15 protein-coding genes are annotated in these 26,706 nt (G+C 36.9%); 5 read left to right on the forward strand and 10 right to left on the reverse strand.

The features are described 5' to 3' along the window. The first annotated feature begins 92 nt into the window (after nucleotides 1–92). Complete coding sequence (locus tag ACFSX4_RS11235; RefSeq protein WP_377774638.1) at nucleotides 93–9,059, forward strand: DUF7507 domain-containing protein; 8,967 nt, start codon at nucleotides 93–95, stop codon at nucleotides 9,057–9,059. Between the two features lie 137 nt (nucleotides 9,060–9,196). Here the strand turns inward: ACFSX4_RS11235 and ACFSX4_RS11240 are convergent, their stop codons facing one another. Both ACFSX4_RS11240 and ACFSX4_RS11245 read right to left on the reverse strand, forming a co-directional pair. Next, the gene (locus ACFSX4_RS11240; RefSeq protein ID WP_377774640.1) at nucleotides 9,197–9,685 is read right to left on the reverse strand and encodes an adenylate kinase; all 489 of its coding nucleotides are present in this window, start codon (nucleotides 9,683–9,685) and stop codon (nucleotides 9,197–9,199) included. Between the two features lie 48 nt (nucleotides 9,686–9,733). Next, nucleotides 9,734–9,859, reverse strand: a complete 126-nt coding sequence (locus ACFSX4_RS11245; RefSeq protein WP_377774642.1) for a hypothetical protein — start codon at nucleotides 9,857–9,859, stop codon at nucleotides 9,734–9,736. A 220-nt stretch (nucleotides 9,860–10,079) separates the two neighbouring features. Between ACFSX4_RS11245 and ACFSX4_RS11250 the strand changes: the two genes are divergently transcribed. Both ACFSX4_RS11250 and ACFSX4_RS11255 read left to right on the forward strand, forming a co-directional pair. Then, nucleotides 10,080–11,021 carry an aldo/keto reductase gene (locus ACFSX4_RS11250; RefSeq protein ID WP_377774644.1) on the forward strand — a complete coding sequence of 314 codons (942 nt, stop codon included), beginning with the start codon at nucleotides 10,080–10,082 and terminating at the stop codon, nucleotides 11,019–11,021. 262 nt (nucleotides 11,022–11,283) lie between these two features. Beyond that, complete coding sequence (locus tag ACFSX4_RS11255; protein ID WP_377774646.1) at nucleotides 11,284–11,973, forward strand: TVP38/TMEM64 family protein; 690 nt, start codon at nucleotides 11,284–11,286, stop codon at nucleotides 11,971–11,973. A gap of 114 nt (nucleotides 11,974–12,087) precedes the next feature. Here ACFSX4_RS11255 and ACFSX4_RS11260 read toward each other — a convergent pair whose 3' ends face one another. From ACFSX4_RS11260 to ACFSX4_RS11285, 6 genes are all read right to left on the reverse strand, one after another. Continuing rightward, complete coding sequence (locus tag ACFSX4_RS11260; protein WP_377774648.1) at nucleotides 12,088–13,287, reverse strand: cation:proton antiporter; 1,200 nt, start codon at nucleotides 13,285–13,287, stop codon at nucleotides 12,088–12,090. Continuing rightward, nucleotides 13,280–13,402, reverse strand: coding sequence for a hypothetical protein (locus ACFSX4_RS11265; RefSeq protein WP_377774650.1), 123 nt, complete (start codon nucleotides 13,400–13,402; stop codon nucleotides 13,280–13,282). The genes ACFSX4_RS11260 and ACFSX4_RS11265 overlap by 8 nt, the downstream gene beginning before the upstream one ends. A gap of 284 nt (nucleotides 13,403–13,686) precedes the next feature. Further along, on the reverse strand, nucleotides 13,687–18,819 hold the full coding sequence (locus ACFSX4_RS11270) for a DUF4011 domain-containing protein (RefSeq protein WP_377774652.1): 5,133 nt from the start codon (nucleotides 18,817–18,819) through the stop codon (nucleotides 13,687–13,689). A 606-nt stretch (nucleotides 18,820–19,425) separates the two neighbouring features. Beyond that, complete coding sequence (locus tag ACFSX4_RS11275) at nucleotides 19,426–19,722, reverse strand: type II toxin-antitoxin system RelE family toxin (protein WP_377774654.1); 297 nt, start codon at nucleotides 19,720–19,722, stop codon at nucleotides 19,426–19,428. 3 nt (nucleotides 19,723–19,725) lie between these two features. Further along, nucleotides 19,726–20,037: a hypothetical protein gene (locus tag ACFSX4_RS11280; RefSeq protein ID WP_377774656.1), complete on the reverse strand. Its 312-nt coding sequence runs from the start codon at nucleotides 20,035–20,037 to the stop codon at nucleotides 19,726–19,728. A gap of 108 nt (nucleotides 20,038–20,145) precedes the next feature. Then, on the reverse strand, nucleotides 20,146–20,844 hold the full coding sequence (locus ACFSX4_RS11285; protein WP_377774658.1) for a hypothetical protein: 699 nt from the start codon (nucleotides 20,842–20,844) through the stop codon (nucleotides 20,146–20,148). Between the two features lie 371 nt (nucleotides 20,845–21,215). On the opposite strand from ACFSX4_RS11285, the gene ACFSX4_RS11290 reads away from it, so the two are divergent. Further along, complete coding sequence (locus ACFSX4_RS11290) at nucleotides 21,216–22,037, forward strand: YihY/virulence factor BrkB family protein (RefSeq protein ID WP_377774660.1); 822 nt, start codon at nucleotides 21,216–21,218, stop codon at nucleotides 22,035–22,037. 348 nt (nucleotides 22,038–22,385) lie between these two features. Here ACFSX4_RS11290 and ACFSX4_RS11295 read toward each other — a convergent pair whose 3' ends face one another. Beyond that, nucleotides 22,386–23,633: a hypothetical protein gene (locus ACFSX4_RS11295; protein WP_377774662.1), complete on the reverse strand. Its 1,248-nt coding sequence runs from the start codon at nucleotides 23,631–23,633 to the stop codon at nucleotides 22,386–22,388. A gap of 280 nt (nucleotides 23,634–23,913) precedes the next feature. Between ACFSX4_RS11295 and ACFSX4_RS11300 the strand changes: the two genes are divergently transcribed. Then, on the forward strand, nucleotides 23,914–24,612 hold the full coding sequence (locus ACFSX4_RS11300; RefSeq protein WP_377774664.1) for a hypothetical protein: 699 nt from the start codon (nucleotides 23,914–23,916) through the stop codon (nucleotides 24,610–24,612). A gap of 857 nt (nucleotides 24,613–25,469) precedes the next feature. Here ACFSX4_RS11300 and ACFSX4_RS11305 read toward each other — a convergent pair. Further along, the gene (locus ACFSX4_RS11305; protein ID WP_377774666.1) at nucleotides 25,470–26,699 is read right to left on the reverse strand and encodes a hypothetical protein; all 1,230 of its coding nucleotides are present in this window, start codon (nucleotides 26,697–26,699) and stop codon (nucleotides 25,470–25,472) included. Nucleotides 26,700–26,706 lie beyond the last annotated feature (7 nt).

Consider the following 26,706-nt stretch of genomic DNA (forward strand, 5'->3'; position numbering starts at 1 on the left):
ATTATTATGACACTTAATTTTTATCGCAATTTATTGTAAAAATAAGGTTTAAATTAAATATTATTCAATTTTAAAGAAAGAAGTGAAGAATAGTGGTACTAGGAAGTTTTTCCAAAAAATTTGGATTAGTCTTTTTAGCACTGTTAATCATCAGCTCAAGTATTTTCAGCTACATATCATTTATTGGAGATAGTGATAATAGAGCTTTGGCTGAAGAAATACATGATGATGGTACAGGCGGAATGATTAACCCGGGAGCACCCCAGGAATTTGAAGAATCAATTATTTCGAAAAATGCTACATATACAGGGACTCCCGGAGAATATTTTATCGACTTAAATATTGAAGGGAAAAACAGGGAGACTGTTGAACCCACTGACATTGTTATTGTTTATGATAATTCCAACAGTATGGCAAATAATAACAGAGTGGGCATTGCATATAATGCAGTTTCCGATTTTATCAATCAAATGCTGACTGACGATAACGAAAATATCAGAATGGCTCTCGTATCATACGGGACCCATGTCATGGATGGCAGACGTAATACTGTTTATGGTGGGAATATGGGCAATTATTCTCACAAAACATTAACAACGAACCCAAGCAGTTTAATTAATCGACTGCCTGCGAATGTTCCTAACAATAGAGGTTCCGGAAATAATGGCGGAACATACACACAAGAAGCTTTGAATGAAGCAGGAAATATTCTGGCTGCAAGCAATGCTGAAAATAAGGTGATTATTACTATTACTGACGGAGCACCGACTATTAGTCATGATGGCAATACGATTCAAGGTCGGGGCACTAGTTTCTTCTATGGTTCTAACAACAGATTTAACCATGGAACAAATACAATAAATGCGGCGCAGACTTTAAAAAGCAACGGTATTGACATGCATTCCATCGGGATAGAATTAACCGGAGATGCCGGTGCTTCATTACAACAAGTAACCCATGTAATGGAAAATATCGCTTCTAGCCCGTCTCAATATTATAATGCTGCACAAGTATCTCAAATCGTTGAAATTTTAAGTCAAATTTCAACAGGTCTTATAGGAAGTATCCAAAATGGGACTGTAACTGATCCGATGGGAGAAATGGTTGAACTGGCGCTGCAGGGTGATTCATTTACAGCGGCAAGTGATGCGAACTTATCAGATGGTGATTATTTCTTAAGTGCAAGTGATTCTGCACTCCTTAACGGTGTAAATGTTTCTTTAGATGGTGAAACAATCACTCTTGATAATCTAAATCTGGCAGCAGGACAATCTGTAAATTTACGTTATAAAGTACATCTTGATACAGATAATGAAAACTTCACAAGCGACGATTATTTCAGAACAAATGGGACAACAACATTTATTCCTAATGCTGACAACCCGGATACTGTAAGAGAGTTCGAAGTTCCTCAGATTAGCGGAACGTCTTTAGAAGTTTCGGGGATAAAAATCTGGGAAGATGATGGTGGAGAAATGAACCGCCCTCCGGAAATCGAAATCCACTTGTATAGAACAACTGAAAACCAGACAGATGGCACTTTTGTTGAAACTGTTACAGTGACTCCAAATGAGAATGATGAGTGGGGATATGTTTTTGAAGGACATCCGTCATACTCCTCAACAGGAGAAATTTATGAATATTATGTTCAAGAAGTTACTGTAGATGGCTATACCACTGAGTACAGTGAAGATGGATTTGATATCATTAATACACTTGAAGTAAATTCATCTATCAGTTTGGAAAAGACTAGTAATGTGGAAGAGATTACTGAAGTCGGTCAAACAATAACATACACCTTTGAGGTTGAAAATACTGGTAATGTTACAGTGACAAATCTGGTACTGGATGACCCAATGCTGGGTGGGAACATCACACTCGATGTGACCGAACTCGTACCGGGAGACTCAACGACTGTCACGCAGGAATACACTGTAACTCAGGAGGACCTCAACAACGGTGGTATCCAAAACATCGCGTCCGTCACAGGGGAAGATCCGAGAGGCGGTACACCGGAAGATACGGACGAAGATGAACTTCCCGGGACACAGGAGCCAAGTATTTCTCTTGAAAAAACAGCGGACCGAAATGACTTAGTCGCAGGTGAAGATATCCAATATACCTTCACCGCAACGAATAATGGGAATGTGACGCTGAATAATGTCAATCTGACTGATATCCTTGATGGCATTAGTGATATCACATATGTATCGATAAACGGGGAAGACATTGAAGATGTCGAAAACATCATACTTCAGCCCAATGATGTATTGGTTGCGGAAGCAAGTTACACTGTCACACAGACTGATGTCGATGCAGGTATTGTCAACAACGAAGCAACCGTATCGGGAACACCGCCTGGTTCTGAGGAACCGGTGCAGGACACAGACACAGTCTCTGTGCCTCAGGATGTCGAAGGCAGCTTAACCCTTCAAAAATCTAGTGACCTGGATGCATTTGTCGAAGCTGGGCAAGTCGTCACGTATGAATTTATCATTACGAACGACAGTAATGTAACCATCTCGAACCTGGTACTGGATGATCCGATGTTGGGTGGCAACATCACACTCGATGTGACCGAACTCGTACCCGGTGACTCAACCACTGTGACGCAGGAATACACTGTGACGCAGGAGGACCTCAACAACGGCGGTATCCAAAACATCGCGTCCGTCACAGGGGAAGATCCGAGGGGCGGTACACCGGAAGATACCGACGAAGATGAACTCCCAGGGACACAGGAGCCGAGTATTTCTCTTGAAAAAACAGCCGACCGAAATGACTTAGTCGCAGACGAAAACATTCAATATACCTTCACTGTCACGAATAATGGGAATGTGACGCTGAATAATGTGAACTTAACCGATGTATTAGAGGGTCTAAGTGATATTAATTACTTAACCATTAATGATGAAACCATTGAAGATATCGAAAACATCATCCTCCAACCGGGCGATGTACTCAATGCGGAAGCAAGTTACGCCGTCACACAGACTGATGTCGATACCGGCGTTGTCAACAACGAAGCGACCGTATCCGGAACACCACCGAATTCTGAAGAACCGGTACAGGATACAGATACAGTCTCTGTGCCTCAGGATGTTGAAGGCAGCTTAACCCTTCAAAAGTCCAGTGACCTGGATGCATTTATTGAAGCTGGTCAAGTGGTCACGTATGAATTTATCGTGACAAACGACAGTAACGTAACAGTGACAAACCTGGTACTGGATGACCCAATGCTGGGCGGTAACATCGCACTCGATGTGACCGAACTTGCACCAGGAGATTCAACGACAGTGACGCAGGAATACACTGTGACTCAGGACGATATTAATGCTGGAAATATTCATAACATCGCGTCCGTCACAGGGGAAGACCCAAGAGGTGGCACACCGGAAGATGAGGATGAAGATGAACTTCCAGGAACACAAGAGCCGAGTATTTCTCTTGAAAAAACCGCGGACCGAAATGACTTAGTCGAAGGCGAAGATATCCAATATACCTTCACCGCAACGAATGATGGGAATGTGACGCTGAGTAATGTCAATCTGACTGATATCCTTGATGGTCTGAGTGAAATCACATATGTATCGGTGAACGGAGAAGACATTCAAGATGTCGAAAACATCACACTCCAACCGGGTGATGTACTCATTGCGGAAGCAAATTACACCGTCACGCAGGCCGATGTCGACACTGGTATCGTCAACAATGAAGCAACCGTATCCGGAACACCACCGAATTCAGAAGAACCGGTCCAGGACACAGACACAGTCTCTGTACCTCAGGATGTTGAAGGCAGCTTAACCCTTCAAAAGTCCAGTGATCTGGATGCATTTGTTGAAGCTGGTCAAATCGTCACGTATGAATTTATCGTGACGAATGACAGTAATGTAACCGTCTCGAACCTGGTACTCGATGATCCAATGCTGGGCGGCAACATTACGCTCGATGTGACCGAACTCGCACCGGAGGGTTCAACGACTGTCACTCAAGAATACACTGTGACGCAGGAGGACCTCAATAACGGTGGCATACAAAACATCGCGTCCGTCACAGGGGAAGACCCAAGAGGCGGCACACCGGAAGATACGGACGAAGATGAGCTTCCAGGAACACAGGAACCGAGTATTTCTCTTGAAAAGACCGCGGACCGAAATGACTTAGTCGAAGGGGAAGATATCCACTATACTTTCACCGCAACGAATAATGGGAATGTCACATTATCTAATGTGAACTTAACCGATGTGTTAGAGGGCCTGAGCGATATCACATATGTTTCAGTAAACGGAGAAGACATTGAAGATGTCGAAAACATCACACTTCAGCCCAATGATGTATTGGTTGCGGAAGCAAGTTACACTGTCACACAGGCTGATGTCGATGCAGGAATTGTCAACAATGAAGCAACCGTATCCGGAACACCACCGAATTCAGAAGAACCGGTGCAGGACATAGATACAGTCTCTGTCCCGCAGGATGTCGAGGGGAGCTTAATCCTTCAAAAGTCCAGTGACTTAGAGTCATTTGTTGAAGCCGGTCAAGTTGTGACGTATGAATTTATCATTACCAATGACAGTAATGTAACCATCTCGAACCTGGTACTCGATGATCCAATACTTGGTGGCAACATCGCACTCGATGTGACCGAACTCGCACCAGGAGATTCAACGACAGTGACGCAGGAATACACTGTGACTCAGGACGATATTAATGCTGGAAATATTCATAACATCGCGTCAGTCACAGGGGAAGACCCGAGAGGCGGCACACCGGAAGATACCGACGAAGATGAGCTTCCAGGGACACAGGAGCCGAGTATTTCTCTTGAAAAAACCGCGGACCGTAATGACTTAGTCGAAGGTGAAGATATCCAATATACCTTCACTGCCACGAATAATGGGAATGTCACATTATCTAATGTGAACTTGACCGATGTATTAGAGGGTCTAAGTGACATCACATACGTATCGGTGAACGGAGAAACCATTGAGGATGTCGAAAACATCGTCCTCCAACCGGGTGATATACTCATTGCGGAAGCAAGCTACACCGTGACTCAAGCCGATGTCGATACCGGTATTGTCAACAATGAAGCAACCGTATCCGGAACACCACCGAATTCTGAAGAACCGGTACAGGATACAGATACAGTCTCTGTGCCTCAGGATGTTGAAGGCAGCTTAACCCTTCAAAAGTCCAGTGACCTGGACGCATTTGTCGAAGCTGGTCAAATCGTCACGTATGAATTTATCGTAACCAACGATAGTAACGTGACCGTTTCGAATCTGGTACTGGATGATCCAATGTTGGGCGGAAACATCAATCTGGATGTGACTGAACTCGCACCCGGTGACTCAACGACTGTTACGCAGGAATATGCTGTGACTCAGGACGATATTAATGCTGGAAATATCCAAAACATCGCGTCCGTCACAGGGGAAGACCCACGAGGCGGTACACCGGAAGATGCGGATGAAGATGAACTTCCAGGGACACAGGAGCCGAGTATTTCTCTTGAAAAAGCAGCCGACCGAAATGACTTAGTCGAAGGCGAAGATATCCAATATACCTTCACTGCCACGAATAATGGAAATGTGACGCTGAGTAATGTCAATCTGACTGATATTCTTGATGGTATTAGTGACATCACATATGTATCTGTGAACGGAGAAACCATTGAAGATGTCGAAAACATCGCCCTCCAACCGGGTGATATACTCATTGCGGAAGCAAGTTACACCGTGACTCAAGCCGATGTCGATACCGGCGTTGTCAACAATGAAGCAACCGTATCCGGAACACCACCAAATTCGGAAGAACCCGTTCAGGATACTGACACAGTCTCTGTGCCACAGGATGTCGAAGGCAGCTTAACCCTTCAAAAATCCAGTGATCTGGATGCATTTGTCGAAGCCGGTCAAGTCGTGACGTATGAATTTATCGTGACGAACGACAGTAACGTGACCGTTTCAAATCTTGTTCTTGATGATCCAATGTTGGGCGGAAACATCAATCTGGATGTGACCGAGCTCGCACCGGGTGACTCAACGACTGTCACGCAGGAATACACTGTGACGCAGGAGGACCTCAACAATGGTGGTATCCAAAACATTGCGTCTATCACGGGTGAAGATCCGAGAGGCGGCACACCGGAAGATACTGACGAAGATGAACTTCCGGGGACACAGGAGCCAAGTATTTCTCTTGAAAAGATCGCGGACCGAAATGACTTAGTCGAAGGTGAAGATATCCAATATACCTTCACCGCAACGAATAATGGGAATGTCACACTGAGCAATGTCAATCTGACTGATATTCTTGATGGCATTAGTGATATTAATTACTTAACTATTAATGATGAAACCATTGAAGATGTCGAAAACATCACCCTCCAACCGGGTGATATACTCATTGCGGAAGCAAGTTACACTGTGACTCAAGCCGATGTCGATACAGGCGTCGTCAACAACGAAGCGACCGTATCTGGTACACCACCTGGTTCTGAGGAGCCTGTCCAGGATACAGACACAGTGTCTGTGCCTCAGGATGTTGAAGGCAGCTTAACCCTTCAAAAATCCAGTGACCTGGATGCCGTTGTTGAAGCCGGTCAAATCGTCACGTATGAATTTATCGTGACGAACGACAGTAACGTAACCGTTTCAAATCTTGTTCTTGATGATCCAATGCTGGGCGGAAACATCAATCTGGATGTGACCGAGCTCGCACCGGGTGACTCAACGACTGTCACGCAGGAATATACTGTCACTCAGGACGATATCGATGCTGGAAATATTCACAACATCGCGTCAGTTACCGGAGAAACTCCGAGTGGGGAAACTCCGAGAGATGAAGATGAAGTTGATGTTCCAGTGACAGATACTGAGGAAAATCCGAACATCACGCTTGAAAAATCCAGCGATACTGACACAGTGACTCAAGCTGGAGATACAGTCACATATACTTTCAAGGTGACAAATAATGGCGACGTTAACCTAACAAATGTAATCCTTGATGACCCAATGCTGGGCGGAAACATCAATCTGGATGTAACCGAGCTCGCACCGGGTGACTCAACGACTGTCACGCAGGAATATACTGTCACTCAGGACGATATCGATGCTGGAAATATTCACAACATCGCGTCAGTTACCGGAGAAACTCCGAGTGGGGAAACTCCGAGAGATGAAGATGAAGTTGATGTTCCAGTGACAGATACTGAGGAAAATCCAAGCATCACGTTGGAAAAATCCAGCGATACTGACACAGTGACTCAAGCTGGAGATACAGTCACATATACTTTCAAGATTACAAACAATGGTGATGTTAACCTAACAAATCTTGTTCTTAACGATCCAATGCTCGGTGGTAACATCACATTAGAAACAACTTCACTGGAACCTGGTGAAAATACAACAATAGATATTCAACATCAAGTTACTGAAGAACAATTACAGTATTCAACAATTACAAACAAAGCAATTGTCTCAGGTATTTCACCAAAAAATGTTCTAGTATTTGATATAGACGATGCCATAATAAAAACTGAGGTACCGACTGAGGAGACACCGGTTCCCGACCTTGCAACTAAAAAGTCAGTGAATGGTAAAGGACAACACCAATTATCGGACAACAATGAGAGTTTTGTTTTTGATATTGAAACTGTAATTGACCCGTCTCTTAATATCAATTCATTCCGTATATTTGACAGAATTGATGAAAGACTTACGATTGGCTCTGTAGATGTGACTATTGATAGTAATACATCATCTGAAGAAACACCAGAGGGACTCGAAGAGTTAGAAGAACAAAAAGAGAGACTAACCACAGAACTTAACGAAGCCGAGGCTGAACTCCAAGCACTCCAGACAACTTTAGATCAAGCAATATCTGATGAGGAGTCAGACTCTCAGGAACAAATCTCTGAAGATGTGAATGAAGAAGCAGTAGATGATACTACTGCTCAGAAAGAATCTGATGAAGTTGAAACAAGTAAGTTGCCTGAAGATACTAATAGTAATGATATTTCTGAAGATGCAAATGAAGAAATATCAGATCAGACTAGCATTCAGGAAGAACCTGCTGAAGCTGAAAAAAATGAAGGAACTGATGATAGCGATACTACCGAGATAACACCTATTGAAGAAGTTCCTGAAGAAACAGAAAACAAAGAAGAATTCCAGACTGAAGAAGATACTAAGGCAGAAATTGTAGTAAATACTGAAGCTGTCAAAGAATCAATTTCAGAGATGACAACTCGTATTGAATCTTTAAATACTGAAATCGATGCAGTTAATTCAGAAATTGAATCTCTTGAAAATAATAGTATAGAAATTTCTTCAGGCAGTATTTTAGATTATGGTGTGTTGACAGTCACTGGTCAGGATATTGAATTCACAATCACTGATCCAGAAGTTATTGAGACATTAAAAGGCCAGAATATTAAGATGACTATTTATGCCACATTCAATAATATTGACCAAAATGCATTAAAAGATGGCGTTGAGAATACTGCTACTGTAACGTTCGGCAGTCAATCGAAAGATACGAATACTGTAATCGTTATACCAACCAAAGAACAAGAACCTGAAGTCCCAGACCCTGAGACTCCAGAAACACCTGAGAATCCGGAAACACCTGAAAATCCGGAAACGCCTGAGAATCCAGAAACACCTGAGAATCCAGAAACACCTGAGAACCCGGAAACACCTGAGAATCCGGAAACACCTGAGAACCCGGAAACACCTGAGAACCCGGAAACACCTGAGAACCCGGAAACACCTGAGAATCCAGAAACACCTGAGAATCCAGAAACACCTGAGAATCCAGAAACACCTGAGAATCCAGAAACACCTGAGAACCCGGAAACACCTGAGAATCCGGAAACACCTGAGAACACAGATAATAATAGTCAAGTGACAGGCAGCACATCTGATACTGAAACAGCAGATGAATTACCATTAACCGGTGTGTCAGCAAATAATATAATTGTAATTATCTTAGGTTTAATTCTTATAGGTGCCACATTATTGTTCTTCACACGAAAAAAACAGAAGTAGCTAAACATATTTTCTATGCTAATCAAAAGAGACCATTCTGAGTTAACACAGAATGGTCTCTTTTACTATAAATTCCTTCATTTATAAACAGCATCTACATAATAGTTTCCCTCATTTTAATAATACCGCATAAGAATTTACACTATTCCCTCTAAAAATTGTTCTGCCTGCTTTCTGCCCTTAAATATAATTACTCTCTTATATGAATATTTTTCTAATAACTCCTGTATCACCGGTCTCGTATCTACATTAAAATTCTTGATGAATGCCATAAATTCCGCGTCCTCTGTCACTTCAACCCAGGGCATATCCGATCTCTTTTTTCCTATTCTTTCTCTGACACCTGAAAGACATGTCTCTACAGGGTAATCCAAAAAGAATATTGTATCACTTTCCCTCATTCTTTCTTCCATGGTTGATAAGTAATTACCATCAATAATCCACTGATTTGTATTTAAAATGTCATCCAGCCGTTCCTGAAAAACTTCCCCTGAGACTGTTGTTCTGTCCTGCTTCCATTGCAGCATATCCAAATGAAACAGCGGCAGACCCGTTTTCTTCATCAATAATCTTGAAAATGTACTTTTCCCGCTTCCCGGGCATCCGATGACAATTGCTTTTTCCAAAAATCTCACCCTTTATTTATATTATTTTTCTTAAAATAATCTCTTAAATCAACCATTCATTGGAAAATGTTTTATAAACTCCATGAAACCAAAATATCCTAAGAGACCTAAACCGAGACCAACAATGAGTACGATAATCACAGCGATATTGTATTTATTATTTTTCTCAGCCACTCGAGATTCCCACTCATATTTACAGTATAATTATTTTAAAAGTATATTCTTTAAAACTACAGTCCCTGTAACGATGATGAATATATTATATCATTCTCAAAAAGTTGAACTACAGGCACTTAAACAGTATATTTAAATTGAATAGGGGATTGAAATTAAAGTAATGGATATGTTTTTAATTTCACCGCTAAATATTAATGAATCATTCAGGAGGATTTTAATGAAGACACAAAATGTTGGAAACACTGAATGGCAGGCATCATCAGTCATCCTGGGTAACATGAGAATGGACAAACTTTCTGTTGATGAGGCAGCGGAAGTGATAGAAACTGCATATCACAACGGCATTAATTTTTTTGACTCTGCGGATATTTACGGCAAAGGACAGTCTGAAATCATTTTTGGACAGGCTCTCAAACAGTCTTCTGTAAACCGTGAAGACATTTTCATACAATCAAAGGCAGGAATTGTGCCGCCGACTGCAGAAAACAGGGAACAAAAAAGATATGATTTTTCCAGAGAACACTTACTTAATTCCGTAGACGGTATCTTGGAGAGAATGCAGATTGACTATTTGGATTCCTTCCTGCTTCACCGTCCGGATCCGTTGATGGACGTGGCAGAAGTGGCTTCGGTTTTTGATGAACTGGAGAAGTCGGGTAAGGTAAAACATTTCGGTGTGTCCAATTTCAACACTGAGCAGTTCAAATTACTTCAGAATAATGTCAGCCAGAAACTCATTATTAATCAACTGCAGTTCAGTATCATGCACAGCGGTATGATAGATGTCGGGTTACATGCAAACATGACGGATTCACAATCTGTCGACCATGACGGTTCAATACTCACTTTTTCACAAAATGAAGGCACAACTATCCAGGCATGGTCACCATTCCAATACGGTACCTTCGACGGGGTCTTTATAGATAATGAAAAATTCCCGAAATTAAATGAGACTCTGGAAAAACTATCTTTAAAATACGGCGTAACTAAAAATGCGGTAGCTGCTGCATGGATATTAAGACATCCGGCAAACTTCCAGGTGATCCTCGGCACGATGAATCCGAAAAGAATTGCTGACAGTGCTGCCGGGGCGGACATCGTCCTCGATAGACAGGAATGGTATGATATTTATCTCGCGGCAGGGAACCAGCTGCCTTAATACTTCCGGAAGACACATTTCATATTCCTGTCTCCTGTAAAAGAGAACCGGAACATTAGATACAAAATTAGAATGACATGTTAACACAAGAGTCTGATACCCAGACTCTTGTTCATATTTTACATAAATGCAGGCAGCGTTCTAACAAGAAATTTACAAATCAAAATTCAGGAGGATTTGGAATGAAAATCATAGACAACGTTGGAAAATCGAATGCATTGTTTGGTGCCTTTGATAAAAATTTAAGAATAGGGCAGTCATTATGAGTTCCGGAGGAGACCGTAGTGATGCATTTTCACCGAGATCAATCATTTCTTTGATTGCGCTCATTATACTCGGGGTATCTTTTTTGTGGATCAGCTTTAACATGGATTTACCTGAACCCGAAGAGATGCGTGAAATCATCCTCGGATACGGCTGGGCCGGGTGGCTGGTCTTTATCGGCATTACTGCAGCAATTGCTGTTACGCCTATCCCCATTACGGTCCCTGCATTAGTCGCAGGTTCTCTTTACGGTGTTGTCGGAGGGACATTGTTTTCTTTCTCCGGCGTGATACTTGGTTCATGGATTGGTTACTGGCTCGCCCGTACTGCAGGTCAGAATATCACTTTTAAACTCCTCGGCCGGCACAGTTCTACTGTAAAGAAATATCTTAATAACGCCGGATTCTGGGCAATGTGTACGGCGAGGTTGATGCCGGGACTGCCGTACTGGCCGGTTAATTACGGTGCCGGTGCCCTGGGTGTAAAACAGCATGCCTTCATATCTGCAACATTTCTTGCCTCTATACCGGGACAGGTCTCCCTGGTCGCATTAGGTGCCTTTGCAGTAAAACAATCTGTATTTAACGGTGTCGTATTAGTGGCTGCATGGATAGCCGTGATTACTCTGACCATTATCTCATACCGTTACTGGCGGGGTACAAGTACGGATTCGGATACAGAGCAGTAGGCTGAATAAACTGCACCGATTCCCTTTATTTTAATAAAATATCTATACGAAAAAAGGTGGGACGACAACTATGTCATCCCGTCTTTTATTAATCAGGCTGAAACCGGCATTCTTTTAATGATTTTTCGGCAGAATCAGGTTTGCGATAAGCGGGAAGATCAATACTGTCAAAGCCCCGCCGGTGACCATAGTGGCAGCCGTTACCTGATCGATGATTCCTGATGAGGCCGCAATCTGCGTCACTGCAACAATAATCGGTAGGCCGGTCGCTGAATATAAGCCGAGCGCAATTTGCTCTCTCGGTGATTCAATTCCTGAATATGTGCTGGTCAACCGCTCACGGAGGAAGACCACCAGACCCCGGACAATCGCTATTAAAGCGACAAATCCAATCAGGAGCTGCCATTCACTTAACACCTGACCGAGATTAATACTCATTCCGCTTGTGACGAAGAAAATCGGAATAAGAAAACTGAATCCGACAACTTCAACTTTGTGTGCAATTTCTTCACCGTGTTCCGGAGAGAACGTTTTGAATACCACATTGAGTAATAAACCTGCAGAAAATGCACCGAGCGCAATATCCAGTTCAAATACAGCTGTCAGCAGCATCAGTGTCACCAGTGCAAAAACTGTCATTCTTAATGTTGTCTGCATGGTCGTGTTGGATGCTGATACGACCGCTCTGCCTAGAAGCGGTACTTTTCGGATGAATCGTATCGGAAGACCGACAACCAGAACAGCAATAACAGCGAAGACAATCAGAACAATCGATGCCTGCCATGTTGCGAATGTGGAAAGGAGCAGTGACATCGCTACAATCGGCAGCAGTTCCCCGTACGTACCATGCGTCATCGTCGCCCTGCCGAGTGAGGTGTTCATTACGCCAGAATCTTTCAGTATCGGCAGCAGTGTACCGAGTGCCGTTGATGTAGAGGCGATAGCGAGCACTATTGCCACACGGAATTCACCGTCCGTAAGTAACAGCCCCGCACCGACACCAAGAGCGGCACATATCATCCATGTAAGAGCCGCGTGTTTACCTTGACGCGCCCGCATATCAGACGTACTGACTTCAAAACCCGCGAGCAGGAATAAAAATCCCATCCCGAGTTCCCGCAGGAACTCTACGGCAACCGTCTGCTCCGCCAGGCCGAGCATGTTCGGACCGATAACCACCCCGAATGCAAGGAGCCACACCACATCAGGTACATACCTGCGTGAAATCAATGCAAGTATCGGTGCGAGTGCAGCAACCAGTACTATCCACCAAACAGAAGTAAGATTCTCAACTAACAAATGGTGATCAGGCATATGTCACCCTCATTTCATTCAACCCCGTGTGACACACACTTCGGGATATTACTTTCAACGACGCGCCTGTAACCACAGGCATTTCTTTCTCTTCATCACAGTTAGCCCTAATCATGACGGCATCCTCCTACTCCATATTTAACAAAAGTACTTTACCATAATTATTGGAGCCGCTCAATAATGACGCATATTGACGGGGGAGGAGGATTGATTTTGCGTTTTAAGAAAATACGATTCTATAAGTTTTCTAGACCACATAATTTAAAACATAAAGATTATTTTATCGTACACATATTTCTAAATTTGTAAGACACAAATAAGAATTAATGTACCAAACAAAAAACAGGACCCGCACGTGAATTTTCTCAAATACGGGTCCTAATTATACAGAATAATATTTTATACTGTAATACTATTTAACTTATCATAAATACGAGTTATCTCACGTTCACTATTTTCATACCAGTCAATTGTCCATACCCTATGAAGTTGCCAACCTAAACGATTGAGGACATCAGGTTGAATAATATTTCTATCTTTTGTAGTACTTGAATTATAGTAAGTTTTACCATCCAACATTATACCCAGTAAAAAAGAATTTTCATTTATCGGGTTTCTTACTGCTAAATCAATTTTAAATTCAGAATTCCCAACGTTTCTCTCAACTTGATATCCTTTTAACTTGAGGTTTTCTTCAATCTCTTTGATAATTTGGTTATTGTGTTCTCGAGTATCAAAAAGGGGAGTAGACAAAGCATGATTATTTTTTGCGAATTCTAAAAAACTTTTAAGATTATGGACACCTTTTGCACGAGTTCTGTTAATATCAATATCTTCTGGGTTAAATGAAGTGAATAATCTCATTTCTTCACGGGAACGAGAGATAGCTACATTTAAACGTCTCCATCCTCCCTCTTGATTAAGAGGACCAAAATTCATAGTCATTTTTCCATTATCGTCATATCCATAGGTCGTAGAAAATAAAATAACATCTCGTTCATCACCTTGAACATTCTCCAGGTTTTTAATAAATATCGGTTCTTCCATATTTAAGTTAAAAGATTCCAATTCGGGATGTTTTGAAAATTCTTCTTGAAGAAAATCTTCTATTAAATCTTGTTGTGAACTGTTAAAAGTTACAACCCCAATACTTTTATTTTTTAAGTTTGAGTCATTCAATCTTTCAATAATTTCCTTAACAATTGCTTTAGCTTCTTTTTGGTTGGTGCGTGTACTCCCCCGATCATAAATACCATGGACATTTTCCATTGTAACGTGGGACTTTAACGCATCAATTGATGGATAAGTTCTCAAAGAACTATCATAATAGTTTACATTACTAAAAGAAATCAAACTCTCATGTCTTGATCTATAATGCCATAGTAAATGTTTCTCAGGCAGGCTAGCTGCGAGAAAATCATCTAGTAAGCTTTCCAAATCTTCTAATTCAATATTATCTTCATCAATATTATTCGATTTAAAGAAGTTAGTTGGTGGCATTTGATTTGGGTCTCCTACAACTATACAATTTTCAGCCCTGGAAATTGCACCAATTGCGATTGATGTTGGAATTTGAGATGCCTCATCAAAAATAACTAAATCAAATTTAGGAAATTTTGTATCAATATATTGCGCTACTGAAATTGGACTCATCAGCATTATTGGGAATATTGACCTTAAGATGTCTGGTGCTTGGTTAAAAATATTTCTAATTGATGTGGATCTATTACGACTACGTATAGATTTTTGTAAGAAAACCAATTCATCATCATATTTAGCGTCTGTTTTTACTTTGTCCACTTCGAATGATATTTTATTTATTGTATCTTGTATATTAAGATTATAGAATTCCAACTCTCTTTTCTTCAAAAGTTCTATTTTATTATTCATGTCCATACCATTGAATGAATTAATCATAGAATTTCTCTCAAAATGATTATCAATTAATTGCCCGGTGATATTTTTGAAAATATAATCTTGAATTGGAATATTTCTATCGGAAACATTTAAAAATTGTTCCCGCAATTCTGATTTGAAAATGTCATCCATATTTTGGATTGCATTATTAATGGACGCTAATGCTCTGTAGTCCTTTATTCCCTCTATATAATGATTACTTTTACTAGTCAATTCTGTCAAAGTATAATTTTTTATTTTCTCATTTTTTAATCCAAACTTATTTACAAGATCATTTTTTATTTTTGAATATGAACTCAACATCTCCAAAAAATTATCATATTCATTTATTGATGATTTACGTATCTCTACCAAATGGTTAATATAGTTGTAATCATCTTCTGTCAGTCGAATATCTTGAACTTTCTTCAAAAAACTAATTATCTCACCTAAAATATTTAAATCAGTATCTTCCTGTCTCCATAACTCTCCAAATATTGTGGTGAAATATTTTTCTCTATCGAATAAATTCTGCTTTGCATTTTTATAATTAGTAATATCTTGTATATTATCTTTGAATGTATCAATAGTTAAATTATTCATATCTAACGCATGAATTCTCAATTTATCCACTACTCTATTTAATTTTCGTTTCTTGAATAATGTAAGTTTATTTTCTATATTTTCAAATTCTAATAATAATTCATTTTCATTGAGATTCATGATGCCTTGTTTAAATATAGAATCTACTGATTTCATACTGTTAAGATAAAGATTAATAAGATTTTCTGCCTCTTTAAATTGAGTTGATAATTCTTCAAGGCTGTTTGATTGTTCAATTTCTTTTGGTATATTTATATTCAAATTTCTACTATCAATAATACTTGCAATTTCCTTAATAATTTGAAGTTCTGCTTCCTCAATAATATCTGGTTCAAATTTATAAATATTCTTGTCAGCTGTTATCCTATTAATCAACTCAGTGAACCTCTGAATTATTTCTGCTAACTCTGTACTTTTTTTAATAGAGTACTCAACCATATTGAAATCTCTTAACGAATGTTCAAAAAATGAACCTTTAATCTCTTCCATTGCTCCCTGTAAAAGTGAAGATTCATCTTTTACTTTTTCTATTACAGACTGGTTCACATTCTTTATATTTATCTTAATATCATTAGGTACGTGTTTATAGTCTTCGTTTTGTTGAATGAGATCATATAAACTAGTACCACTACTGTCAGGTAAATGTAGCGCATCAACATAGTCATTCAATTCTTTTTTTAAATTATGGAGGTGTTCAGATTTATCTACATAATCCGACACTGGCAAATTGTTTTTACTGTTCAAAGTCTTATCAAGTTTATTTAAGAAATCACTTTTCTTAGTTTTGTTTGAATGAAGTTCTAATGTATACTCATCTAAACCGAGCCTTTCTAATCTTTCATGCACAACATTCAGGGCAGCCATTTTTTCAGCCACAAATAGAACTTTCCTGCCTTTATTTAAATTACTGATAATCATGTTAGTGATTGTTTGTGATTTACCCGTACCTGGAGGGCCATGCAAAACAAAGCTTCGCCCATCAATGCTGGCTTTAACTGCCTCCAATTGGGAAGAGTCCACTTGACTCCCCATCGGAAGTTGATGCGGTAGAATTTGTTTGTCGATATCCCGTGCTATAATACTTTTAACAGTATCGGTTTCATCATATTTTTGTTCTATGAGCGTTTGAATATTTTTATTATGAATAAGTTCTTTATTACGAATTTGTAAATCATTCCACATAACAAAACTACTGAATGAAAAATTACCTATAAAAGCATACTCTTCTACATCCCACCCAGCGCGATCCATAATCTGACGTCTTATAGCTGAAAATAGTTGAGAGATATCAATCCCACTTTCATCTAAAGGCAACTCTCTTAAACCACGTATATCTATCCCAAACTTTTGATACAAATATTCTAACAAAGTGACATTAATTTGCGGCTCTTCATCATTTAATTGAAGATAAAAAGAGCTTTTGGCTCTCTTTTTCTCAAATGAGAGAGGAAGAAGTAATATAGGAGCATAAAGTGTTTTTTGACTTGTTTCAGTTTCATACCATTTTAAAAAACCAATAGCAAGAAACAGAGTATTTGAACCATTCTCTTCGATACTATTTCTTGCCTTTCTATATATTTCAGTCATTTTCCTCTCTAAAGAATCCTTGGTTTCAAAACTTCTGATTACGTCTTCTCTAAAATTTGATTCAATAATATCACCATATAGATGCTTCAAGTTTTTTATATTATAAAAGTTGTTATCACTAATATCGATTTTATAATCTCTTGGTTTATTGATGATTTTAAAATGAGAATGTGATGCTAGTTCATTTTCTAATTCTGCAAGATCATGTACCATAAGTTGAAGAGAGCCTTTAGTTGCTTTAAAATTCAACATTGGATTCCTTAAGGTCATATCTAGGAGATGTCTACCCCAAACAGAAGTTTTTGAAATATCCTCAACTTTTTCTGTATTTATGTTTTTATGTACTATAATATTGTCCATCGGTATGTTATGAACTTTCTCGACCTCACCATATCCTTCTGATTTATATGATTCATTATCATTTAGATAAAAAGGTAACGGTAAGATTCTGTCTTGTCTGGCACGAGATATATCAATAAATAAGTTAAAGTCATTTATATTGCTTAAATTGTTTTGTCCTATTTCGACAGCAGATTGAAAGTTATGATTACTTCCATAAGTTACAGCAGTTGTTTCGATTAAAATAACCTGGCTGATTCCTTTAGACATTCTTTTTGTAAGTTCCGTTATATCATCGATAATAGCTTCGGAGAATCTTAATTCTTCCAACCAACAGCCTATAAAAGCATGACCGTTCGTATATATTATTAAGGGATGCAAGCCGATGCATTCTAAACAAGCTGCATACAAGAATGATAAATCCAGGCATGTTCCTTGTTTATAATTAATTATTTCATTGGGAAATCTGATTTTCTGTCCGTAATTTTCAAAACTAGCAGGTGGGTTAATATATGCAATTCCATCATTTTTTAGGGCACCGTAAATTGCTGCAATTTGATTCCTAACTCGTTCTGGATTCCTTGACTGATAACCATCAAAACTTGGGTTACCTGTCCATTCATTCAATAATTTACTAGCCTCTGAAATAATTCTTAATACTTCACTATTATTTGGCAGCACAAAACCAGCTGTTAATTCTGGCTGAATATACGTTCCTAACCAATGGTTAAAAGGAAGAACATTTATTTTTAACCTAGTTTGAAATACTTTTCCATGTCCTACTTTGATTTCAACATTGATATAAGTTACAGTTTTTTCTTTTATATTGAAGAAATACTCGAAATTTAAATCCAATGCTATATTGTTCATCCAAAATGTTCTTTGGGGAGGAAGTAAAGTAATTTCTTGATTAAATTCATTAAATAATTCTATATTGGAATCAGAGTAAAATTTAATTCTAATATCTTCAATTTCTTCTCCACTATTATTTTCAATATTAAATTGAGTCACAATAGATACTTCATTCTGGCATAGTACGTAACTATAAGTATCCATAAAATCAATATGTATTCCTAGATTATTTATATCTTCATTTATTGTAGTCATGAAACCCCTCCTTATATATTTTTAATTATAGATTATTACAAATATTTTTGAAATAATCTTTGTAACAATATCTTACAATATAAGATAAATAAGGACCCTGGTAAATTATAATACTGAACAATGCATACTTTATCTTAATACTGATAAAATACTAAGACTCAAACCTATACTGAAATATGACTTTGAATCTTTTTTAGAATAAAAATGATATAAGTACCTTTCGGACTATGCTACTTAACCACTACCAAAACTAGAACTCTCACTAAAAAGGATAAATTCCACTAAGAAATATTATTATTAGAATCCCTGTAATTAATGAAAAACACAATTATAACTACAAAATTAAAGCTCCCGAAATATTTTTCTAATGATCCTTCTAAGAAATAAACCATTGGTAAAGTAAGTATGAGATTTTTAATTCTCTAAGATTTGTATCAACTAGTCTACCAATTTTCTCTATATTTTTGCTCATTATAAGTTCCAAAAAATTAAAGTAATAGCGCCATGGAGTAAAATTAAGAAAAAAGCAACTTGAACGACCTTCTCCTGGCAGTCCAAATTGCTTCTATAATTAGATAAACCTGCTTCATTACATAGTTATCCCTGTTATACGTCCCTGAGTCTTTTAATAGAATTCTTGTACACTTCTTTATCTGATCGATTGCCAATCGCCACTATTTCTATCACTTCTATTTTGTCGTTCACTTCTCTAAAAACAATACGCAGTCCCAATTTATTATTTTTAAGTTTCCTGCATTGATTAAGTTCTCCAGATAATGGCTGTCCAGCTTCCATGCCTCTAATTTTTATTCTTTGGAACGCTTTATATACGAATATTTTTTTACTACCATCAAGTTTATCTAGTTCCGCTTGTGAATATTGCGTAAATTGTAATTCATACATAGATTACTCCCAACCGTCATTGTCATCATATTCAACATTATTTAATACATCACCAAGCACTTCTTCTTCTGAATATACTTTGATATTAGTTTCTGCAATACGTTCTTTAACAATCAGCTCATCTATTTTGTCATACAATGACTCAATTTCTAAATTTAATTCTTCATATTGCTCACTAGTCATAACCACACCATACGGTTTGCTATTTTTGAATACGTAAACTCCTGTCTTACTTTCTCTTGCTTTAACGAATGCATTGGCCGGGGATTTTTTCATATCGGATAAACTTGTATATGGAACATCTAGAATTTTCATATCACACACTCCTTAAAACCTATTATAAGCACTATATTTAGTACTAATTATAGTACATTATTGATCAACCAGCAATATAATAGTAATTAGATTTAAAATAAAATTCATTTAACAATCTTTCAAATAGGCCGCTACTTTATCTTTAAATGCTGAAAATGAACTTCCACTATAACCATGAAGCATAAGATGTCTGCAAACAAATACTGCTCCTTTTTTACCATTTTGATAATCTAACTTTATAAATGGTTCTTTACTGCTTTCCATTTCAGATACTGACTCTTTACAAAATAGTTGTTCATCAATGATATTGTATTTATAGAGTACTTTCACTAAGTCTTCGATTCCTTTTTTACTATGTACAATGATTACCTGTGGTGAGTGATCCATCAAAACTTCATAAAATAAACGGAATCCATGATTTATAATTTCCGATTCAACCTTCTTTAATTCTTTTTTATTTTTTGTTGGATAAGAATTAACATTTGTCTCCAGCGTTGATTCCCCCGTGCGTTTTTCAATTTCATCAACAAAACTGGTTATTCCGATTCGGGTGCGCGACATTTTTAATTTACCTTGGTTTATACGGATTTCATCATATTTTTTATGAAATTCCTCATAATCTGTCAGCAATTCAACATACTTATCTAAATCTATTTCATGGGAATATATCGGCGTTGCCGGATTAATACCAACTAAGAAAACATTGTATTTCTTTTGATCATCATGTGCGATAAATGGACGATAATACGGGTGACTTGAATTGTCCTTATAAGGTTTAACCCATTCTTTTAGTGTTTCTTTGTCCATGTAACTTTCCCCTTTCTAATATTGAAATATTCTATGATTACCCTGTGTCAGTTATCAAAACTATAAAGAGCTGTATCATTACAGTTCATATTTCAGTTTCTCATTTCATCATAAGTATGACTTTCGATTTAATAATATAATACACGATATTCTGCAGAAAAAAAGATGATACTTATAAAATTTCGGAGTAGCAGTATAAAATAGCGGGTATGTATAAACATGCTGTAATCACTGTGTGAGGAAGAATACGAAGACCCAAGATACATAACAAACTGACTCTACAGTTTGTGTAATGAACCACAGTGCTAAAATAAATACAGTTCTCATATAGAAAGTTTCTATCGAAACGAATAACTTTGAAGGGAAATTAGATGATGACCCGAATAAAAAGCTTTTTCAAAAATCTATTCCAACATTCAATGAAAAATAAAGTGTTTGATATGGCTGCGCAACTCGCTTATTATTTACTGCTCGCATTGTTTCCATTTTTAATTTTGATGTTTACCTTAATGCGTTTTCTGCCCATTAGAACCGAAACAGTGCTGGATACCATCAGACCTTATGCACCGGAAGGATCAATGCAGCTGATTGAAGCCAACCTATACCAGGTACTTGAGGTCACCAGGGGTGACTTAATGTCGCTAAGTATGATTGTGGCGATATGGCTGTCAGCAATGGGCACAGGTGCATTAATACGGACATTAAACAGTGCTTATCAGGTGGAGGAGAGCAGGTCTTTTTTTAATGCTCTTGGTGTGATGATTCTGCTGACCTTCGGTATGATTATAGGTGTGATCATCTCTTTAATATTCCTTGTTTTTGGAAGAGAAATCGGCTTATCTATTTCTTCCTTCCTAGGATTTGATTCGGCCTTCCTTCAGGATTGGAACACATTTCGCTGGACGATCAGCTTTATCATTTTAATAGTCGTATTTGCATGTCTGTATTACTTCGCTCCAAATAAAAAATTACGCTTCCTTGATATCATTCCAGGCACATTATTCGCTGTAATTGGATGGCACCTGGTTTCACTCGGATTCTCGTATTATGTAAGTATCGCTGATTATTCCATGATTTATGGAAATCTTGGAACCATCGTCATTTTAATGATATGGCTGTATCTATCTTCTCTTTTGATTTTAATCGGTGGTGAGATTAACGCTATAATCAGCGATGCAAAGAGTACAGGGTAGGGACTGGATTAAATTTTTTATATGTTAGAAATAGCTCGAGAATAGCCCCGTCGAAATAAAAATAATAGCTAAGAAACATAGATTTGAAGATTCCAAGAGACAGCATTTCTATTAAGAAATACATTATAAAACCGAATCAACTGTGATATGCAAATACGTATCACTTTATGATTCGGTTTTATTCTATACTTCCGGCACAGGTCTGACCCAGATTAAGTGATCTACATCGTTTCCCCACATGTTAATTCTTCTATAGTCTGGTTTACCAAAACGTTTAATCCAGATTTTTTGAGCAATAGGATAACCACAGTCAAAACAAAATTCTTTATATATTTCAAATGTACTATCTTAAACTAATAACCACCCGGCTCCTAGAATATTTCTGATAATCCACTTACCATTCTCTTTCAATCTATTTTCAATTTTGCCATTCATTTCATAGTTTAAATTTAATTCCATCTCTACTTTGTTTTCGCTATAAATATCTGATGAATATGTCAGAGTTACATTGATTTTGGATTTTGCACTGCCAATATCTTCACAAGTAACTTTTTCAAGTGATATTATAACTTTATTTTCGAAAGTCTCTTTTAGTTGTCTGATTCTGTGTTTCTTAAGTAAATCACCATAATGCTGTTCAGAAAAATATTTAGTAGGGGATCCAAAGTTACCTTGCTTAATATAGTTAATAAAAAGAATCGCAGTACCTTCTGGAGTACTTTCATCATAATCTTCTAATTTGGGATTATCAATCACTATCATATCCCTTGGCTCCCATTCATTTTGAAGCTCTTCAAATTCTTGCATATCTTTTTTATGAGAAATGTAATCTTCAAAAGTATAATTTATGTTAGCCAAATATTCCTCTTTTCTCGAACTTTCACTTTTATAAGCACGAATCCAATCTGAAAGGTAAAATACAAGTGCAAAGCTTTTTAATGCTACTTTCTTATTATCATAATTTAAATCTCTGCCATGTAAAATCCCGTTACGATACGGAAGGTTTAATTGTTCTTCGGTAGTTTTTTTTCTGCCTTTATTATAAATTTTAACCACCTTTTTAAGTCCTTCACTATGACCCGAAATACTGTCCCACACCTCTAACTCTGTTGATTCTGCAAATAAACCACTGTCTTTTATATCATTTACAACACCATCTACTAACATAAGTATAATCGGTATACATGCGTGATATCGTTCTTCTGTAAAGTCCTCAATAGCAAGATTAATTAATCTTCTTCTAGAAAATAATGGTTCTACAGCTGTGGTAAATTTTATTCCCTTCTTGATTTTTTCTTCATAGCATTTCATAATGTAACTTTCTGCCGATTCAAAATCTTTCTCATTAAATTTTCTAATAGCTTCTTCCATCAATTCTGGTTTTATAGACTCATGAGCAATCCAACCATGGTCTGAAAATAATTGATTATATTTTGAAGGTAATATAATTAATTTCTCTATATTCTCTACTACTAACCGAGCTTCTTCATATTTTTCTTTAGGTAGTAATCGCTTAAAAAACTTCTCATTTCTCTTAAATTCCTTAGCGAAATTTTCTTGTTCTTTAATTTGTGGAATTTCACTAAAATCGCTCATACGCTACTCTCCAGTCCCTTTTTAAAAGCTATTAAACCCTTATAATTCTTTTCCCTAAGCTTATACTCACCATTTGATGCCTAAATCTCTAATTCATTTTGAATGTTTACATTTATTGCTTCTTCGGAATACCCACAAGCATCTAAAATAAAATATGAGCTAATAAATACTTCTTCATTTTATTATCTCTCCTAGATATTGTGAATTATATTTTACTATAGTAGAGTTACGAATGAGTAATCTTTTTCATATATTATCATTATTGTAAAGGAGATTAAAAATGAAGATAATTGGCTTCTTAAAATATGTATTACCGGAATATGCCTCAGATTTTGAAAGCGGTAAGATTTTTATGCAAAATTTATTTTATTATAAAGACGAAGGTGTGCCTGATACACTGATTAAAGATTTAGATGAAGGTGTCGCTTGCCATGAGAAAGATCCAAATAATTATATAGTACTTTTTCAGATTGAAGGTGAAAGTGAGATACATCAATTAAAAGAACTGAAGTCACTTCGCCATTCAAAATGGAAAAGCGATATAGAAAATATAAAAATACACTGTTTTACAATCATTACTTCAGAAGATGTAGAATCAACTGAAGATGGGTTATATAAATTTAAAACTTCATATCTTGACTCTTTACCTACTTACTCAGAAAAGAGAATTATCTACATAACCTTAGATCCAAATCATTTTGTCAATACTATTAAAAATCAATTATTAGAAAAAGAATATATTTCCTATCGAATGGGACCTGTCGAGTATTTCGATACCAAGCATCCATTGTTCGATAACTTTAATGATATCGACAATGTTTTAGATACAGTATTCTACAAACCTAATTTATATACATCTCAAAGAGAATACAGAATAGCTATTTACGGTTATATGAAGCAAAGTATTCCCTATAATAACTATAGTGACATTTGGACAAAAATTGATAACCTTCACAATATCAGGATTAAATCTCACTAAAAATCTTATATTCAATATAAAAATCACTTGATTTGTTCAAATCCGTCTTCTGATACAAAACAGTCATATTAGTTTAAAAAAGTAATAAAGTCCCATACCCACAATTAACACATCTACAAGTATAATCCATCCTGATTTAATATGGTTTCTGTAAACTTGTTCATCATTATCTCTAGTACTATTTATGGCTAGATACGTTAAAAATAGACGCAGCAATAACACTAGCCAAGAGGACTATAGATTCTGTTACATTTATTCCTCCACTATTTTCGTATATCTATATATTTTTTCAAAATATCCAATCATTTATGATAACTTGCTACGTATCACTTTATGGTGCGGTCTTTTTTCCATAACACTTTCAGGAAATCTAATGATAAAAAAGTATCTGGATAGATTCTCTTACCACTTGAAAATTTATTTAAACAGATATTAAATCCCTTAAACTTCTCAATAATATCAATACCTTCATCCATGTCCTCACTGGGATGATTCATGATAGGAGAGTAATGTGTAAATTTATTTCTAACCTATTTAATTAAAAGTATCTGCTCTATGAATAAATCTGTTTTATTCATATCTTTTTCGTTATCTAAACAATGATGTACTTCTTATATTTAGTTAGTATAGGTTTATAGTCGAATTTTGGTGTTGCTTCTATCATTTTCTTTATACATTCTTCTTCATACTTAGAAATATCTGGCGATCCAACTATAGCTCCGTTATTCATATCCTGATTTAAACTATATATAAATTCTCTTAGTTAACCAATGACTTGTTGCTGATTAGGAGGACAGTTTCTTAATCAAATTAGTTCACATTTTTTTAATATAATTACTGTCATTCATTCTGTATAACTAGTCTAATTCCCATCCTATACTTTCTATTCTTGGAATTGTCCAAATGCCACCTTCCAAGATTCTATTAGGGGCATATCCTTCTAATTCATAAATAGTCCACACACTTATTTCTTTTGTTTTTTTACAACCATTAACTTTATATTCAACTTGGACAGTTATATCTGATTTCGAAGGACCGGTATCAGTACACACTAAGTTTCTCACTCCAATTATTTCCTTATTTTCCCAAGGGATTTTTAAGACTCCTGCTTGTTGCCCACTGGATACATCTCCATAAATCTCTTTAAAGTAGAACTTACCAGGAGTCCCGTAATTTTTTTCCTGAATATACTTAAAAAACGCTAAAACTGTACCTTCGGGTGTTGTAGTATTATGTGTATTTAAATCAGGATTTTCAAGATGGATTCTTTCTCTCGGCTTCCATTGTTTAAATAAGTCTTCTCTTTTCTTATCATCATGAGCTACTATATCTTGTCTAGTAGGTATTGTTAGGTTATTCATAGCAATGGAATCCTTTTTACGTTGCTCTTCATTTCGTAAACTTCTAATCCAATCTGATACGTAAAATAATAAGGCAAAAGTTTTAACTGCGACTATTTCATTATCATACGATAACTCCCTGCCATGTAAAATACGATTCCTGTATGGAATCGAGATTGAATTTACATTAGTTTTTTGAGTAGCACTAGTGATTAATTCAATTAATTTCTTAAGTCCTCGCTTATGCCCAGTAATACTGTCTTCAATCTCTAAATCAGTATTCGTTGAGTATAGTCCTGAATTCTTAATATCATCAACAATACCATCTAATAACATTAAAATCACAGGTATGCAGGAGTGATATCTTTTATTGTTATAATCTTCTTGGGCTAAATAAATAAGCCGTTTGCGTGAAAAAATAGGGCTTTGCGCTATTACGATTTTTAAATTGGTTTTAATTTTCTTCCTGTACATTGAAAGAATATATTCTTCGGCACGGCTGAGATTCTCTTCGTTATAAATGTTGATTGCTTTGTTCATGATTTCTATATCCAATGTTTCATGTGCAATCCATCCACTACTTAAAAATATTTCATTATATTTATCTGGAATCAAAGATAATGTCTCAATATTTTCTGTTATTTCATCTACTTTATGATTTGGATATACAGTTCGACTATTATTTAAATCATCCTTCAATGATTTTATAAGACGTATACTTTCGTTGTCTTCAATTCTATTTCCCAACCTCAGG

It is taken from the genome of Corticicoccus populi (assembly GCF_042686195.1).
In the GTDB taxonomy this organism is placed as follows: domain Bacteria; phylum Bacillota; class Bacilli; order Staphylococcales; family Salinicoccaceae; genus Corticicoccus; species Corticicoccus populi.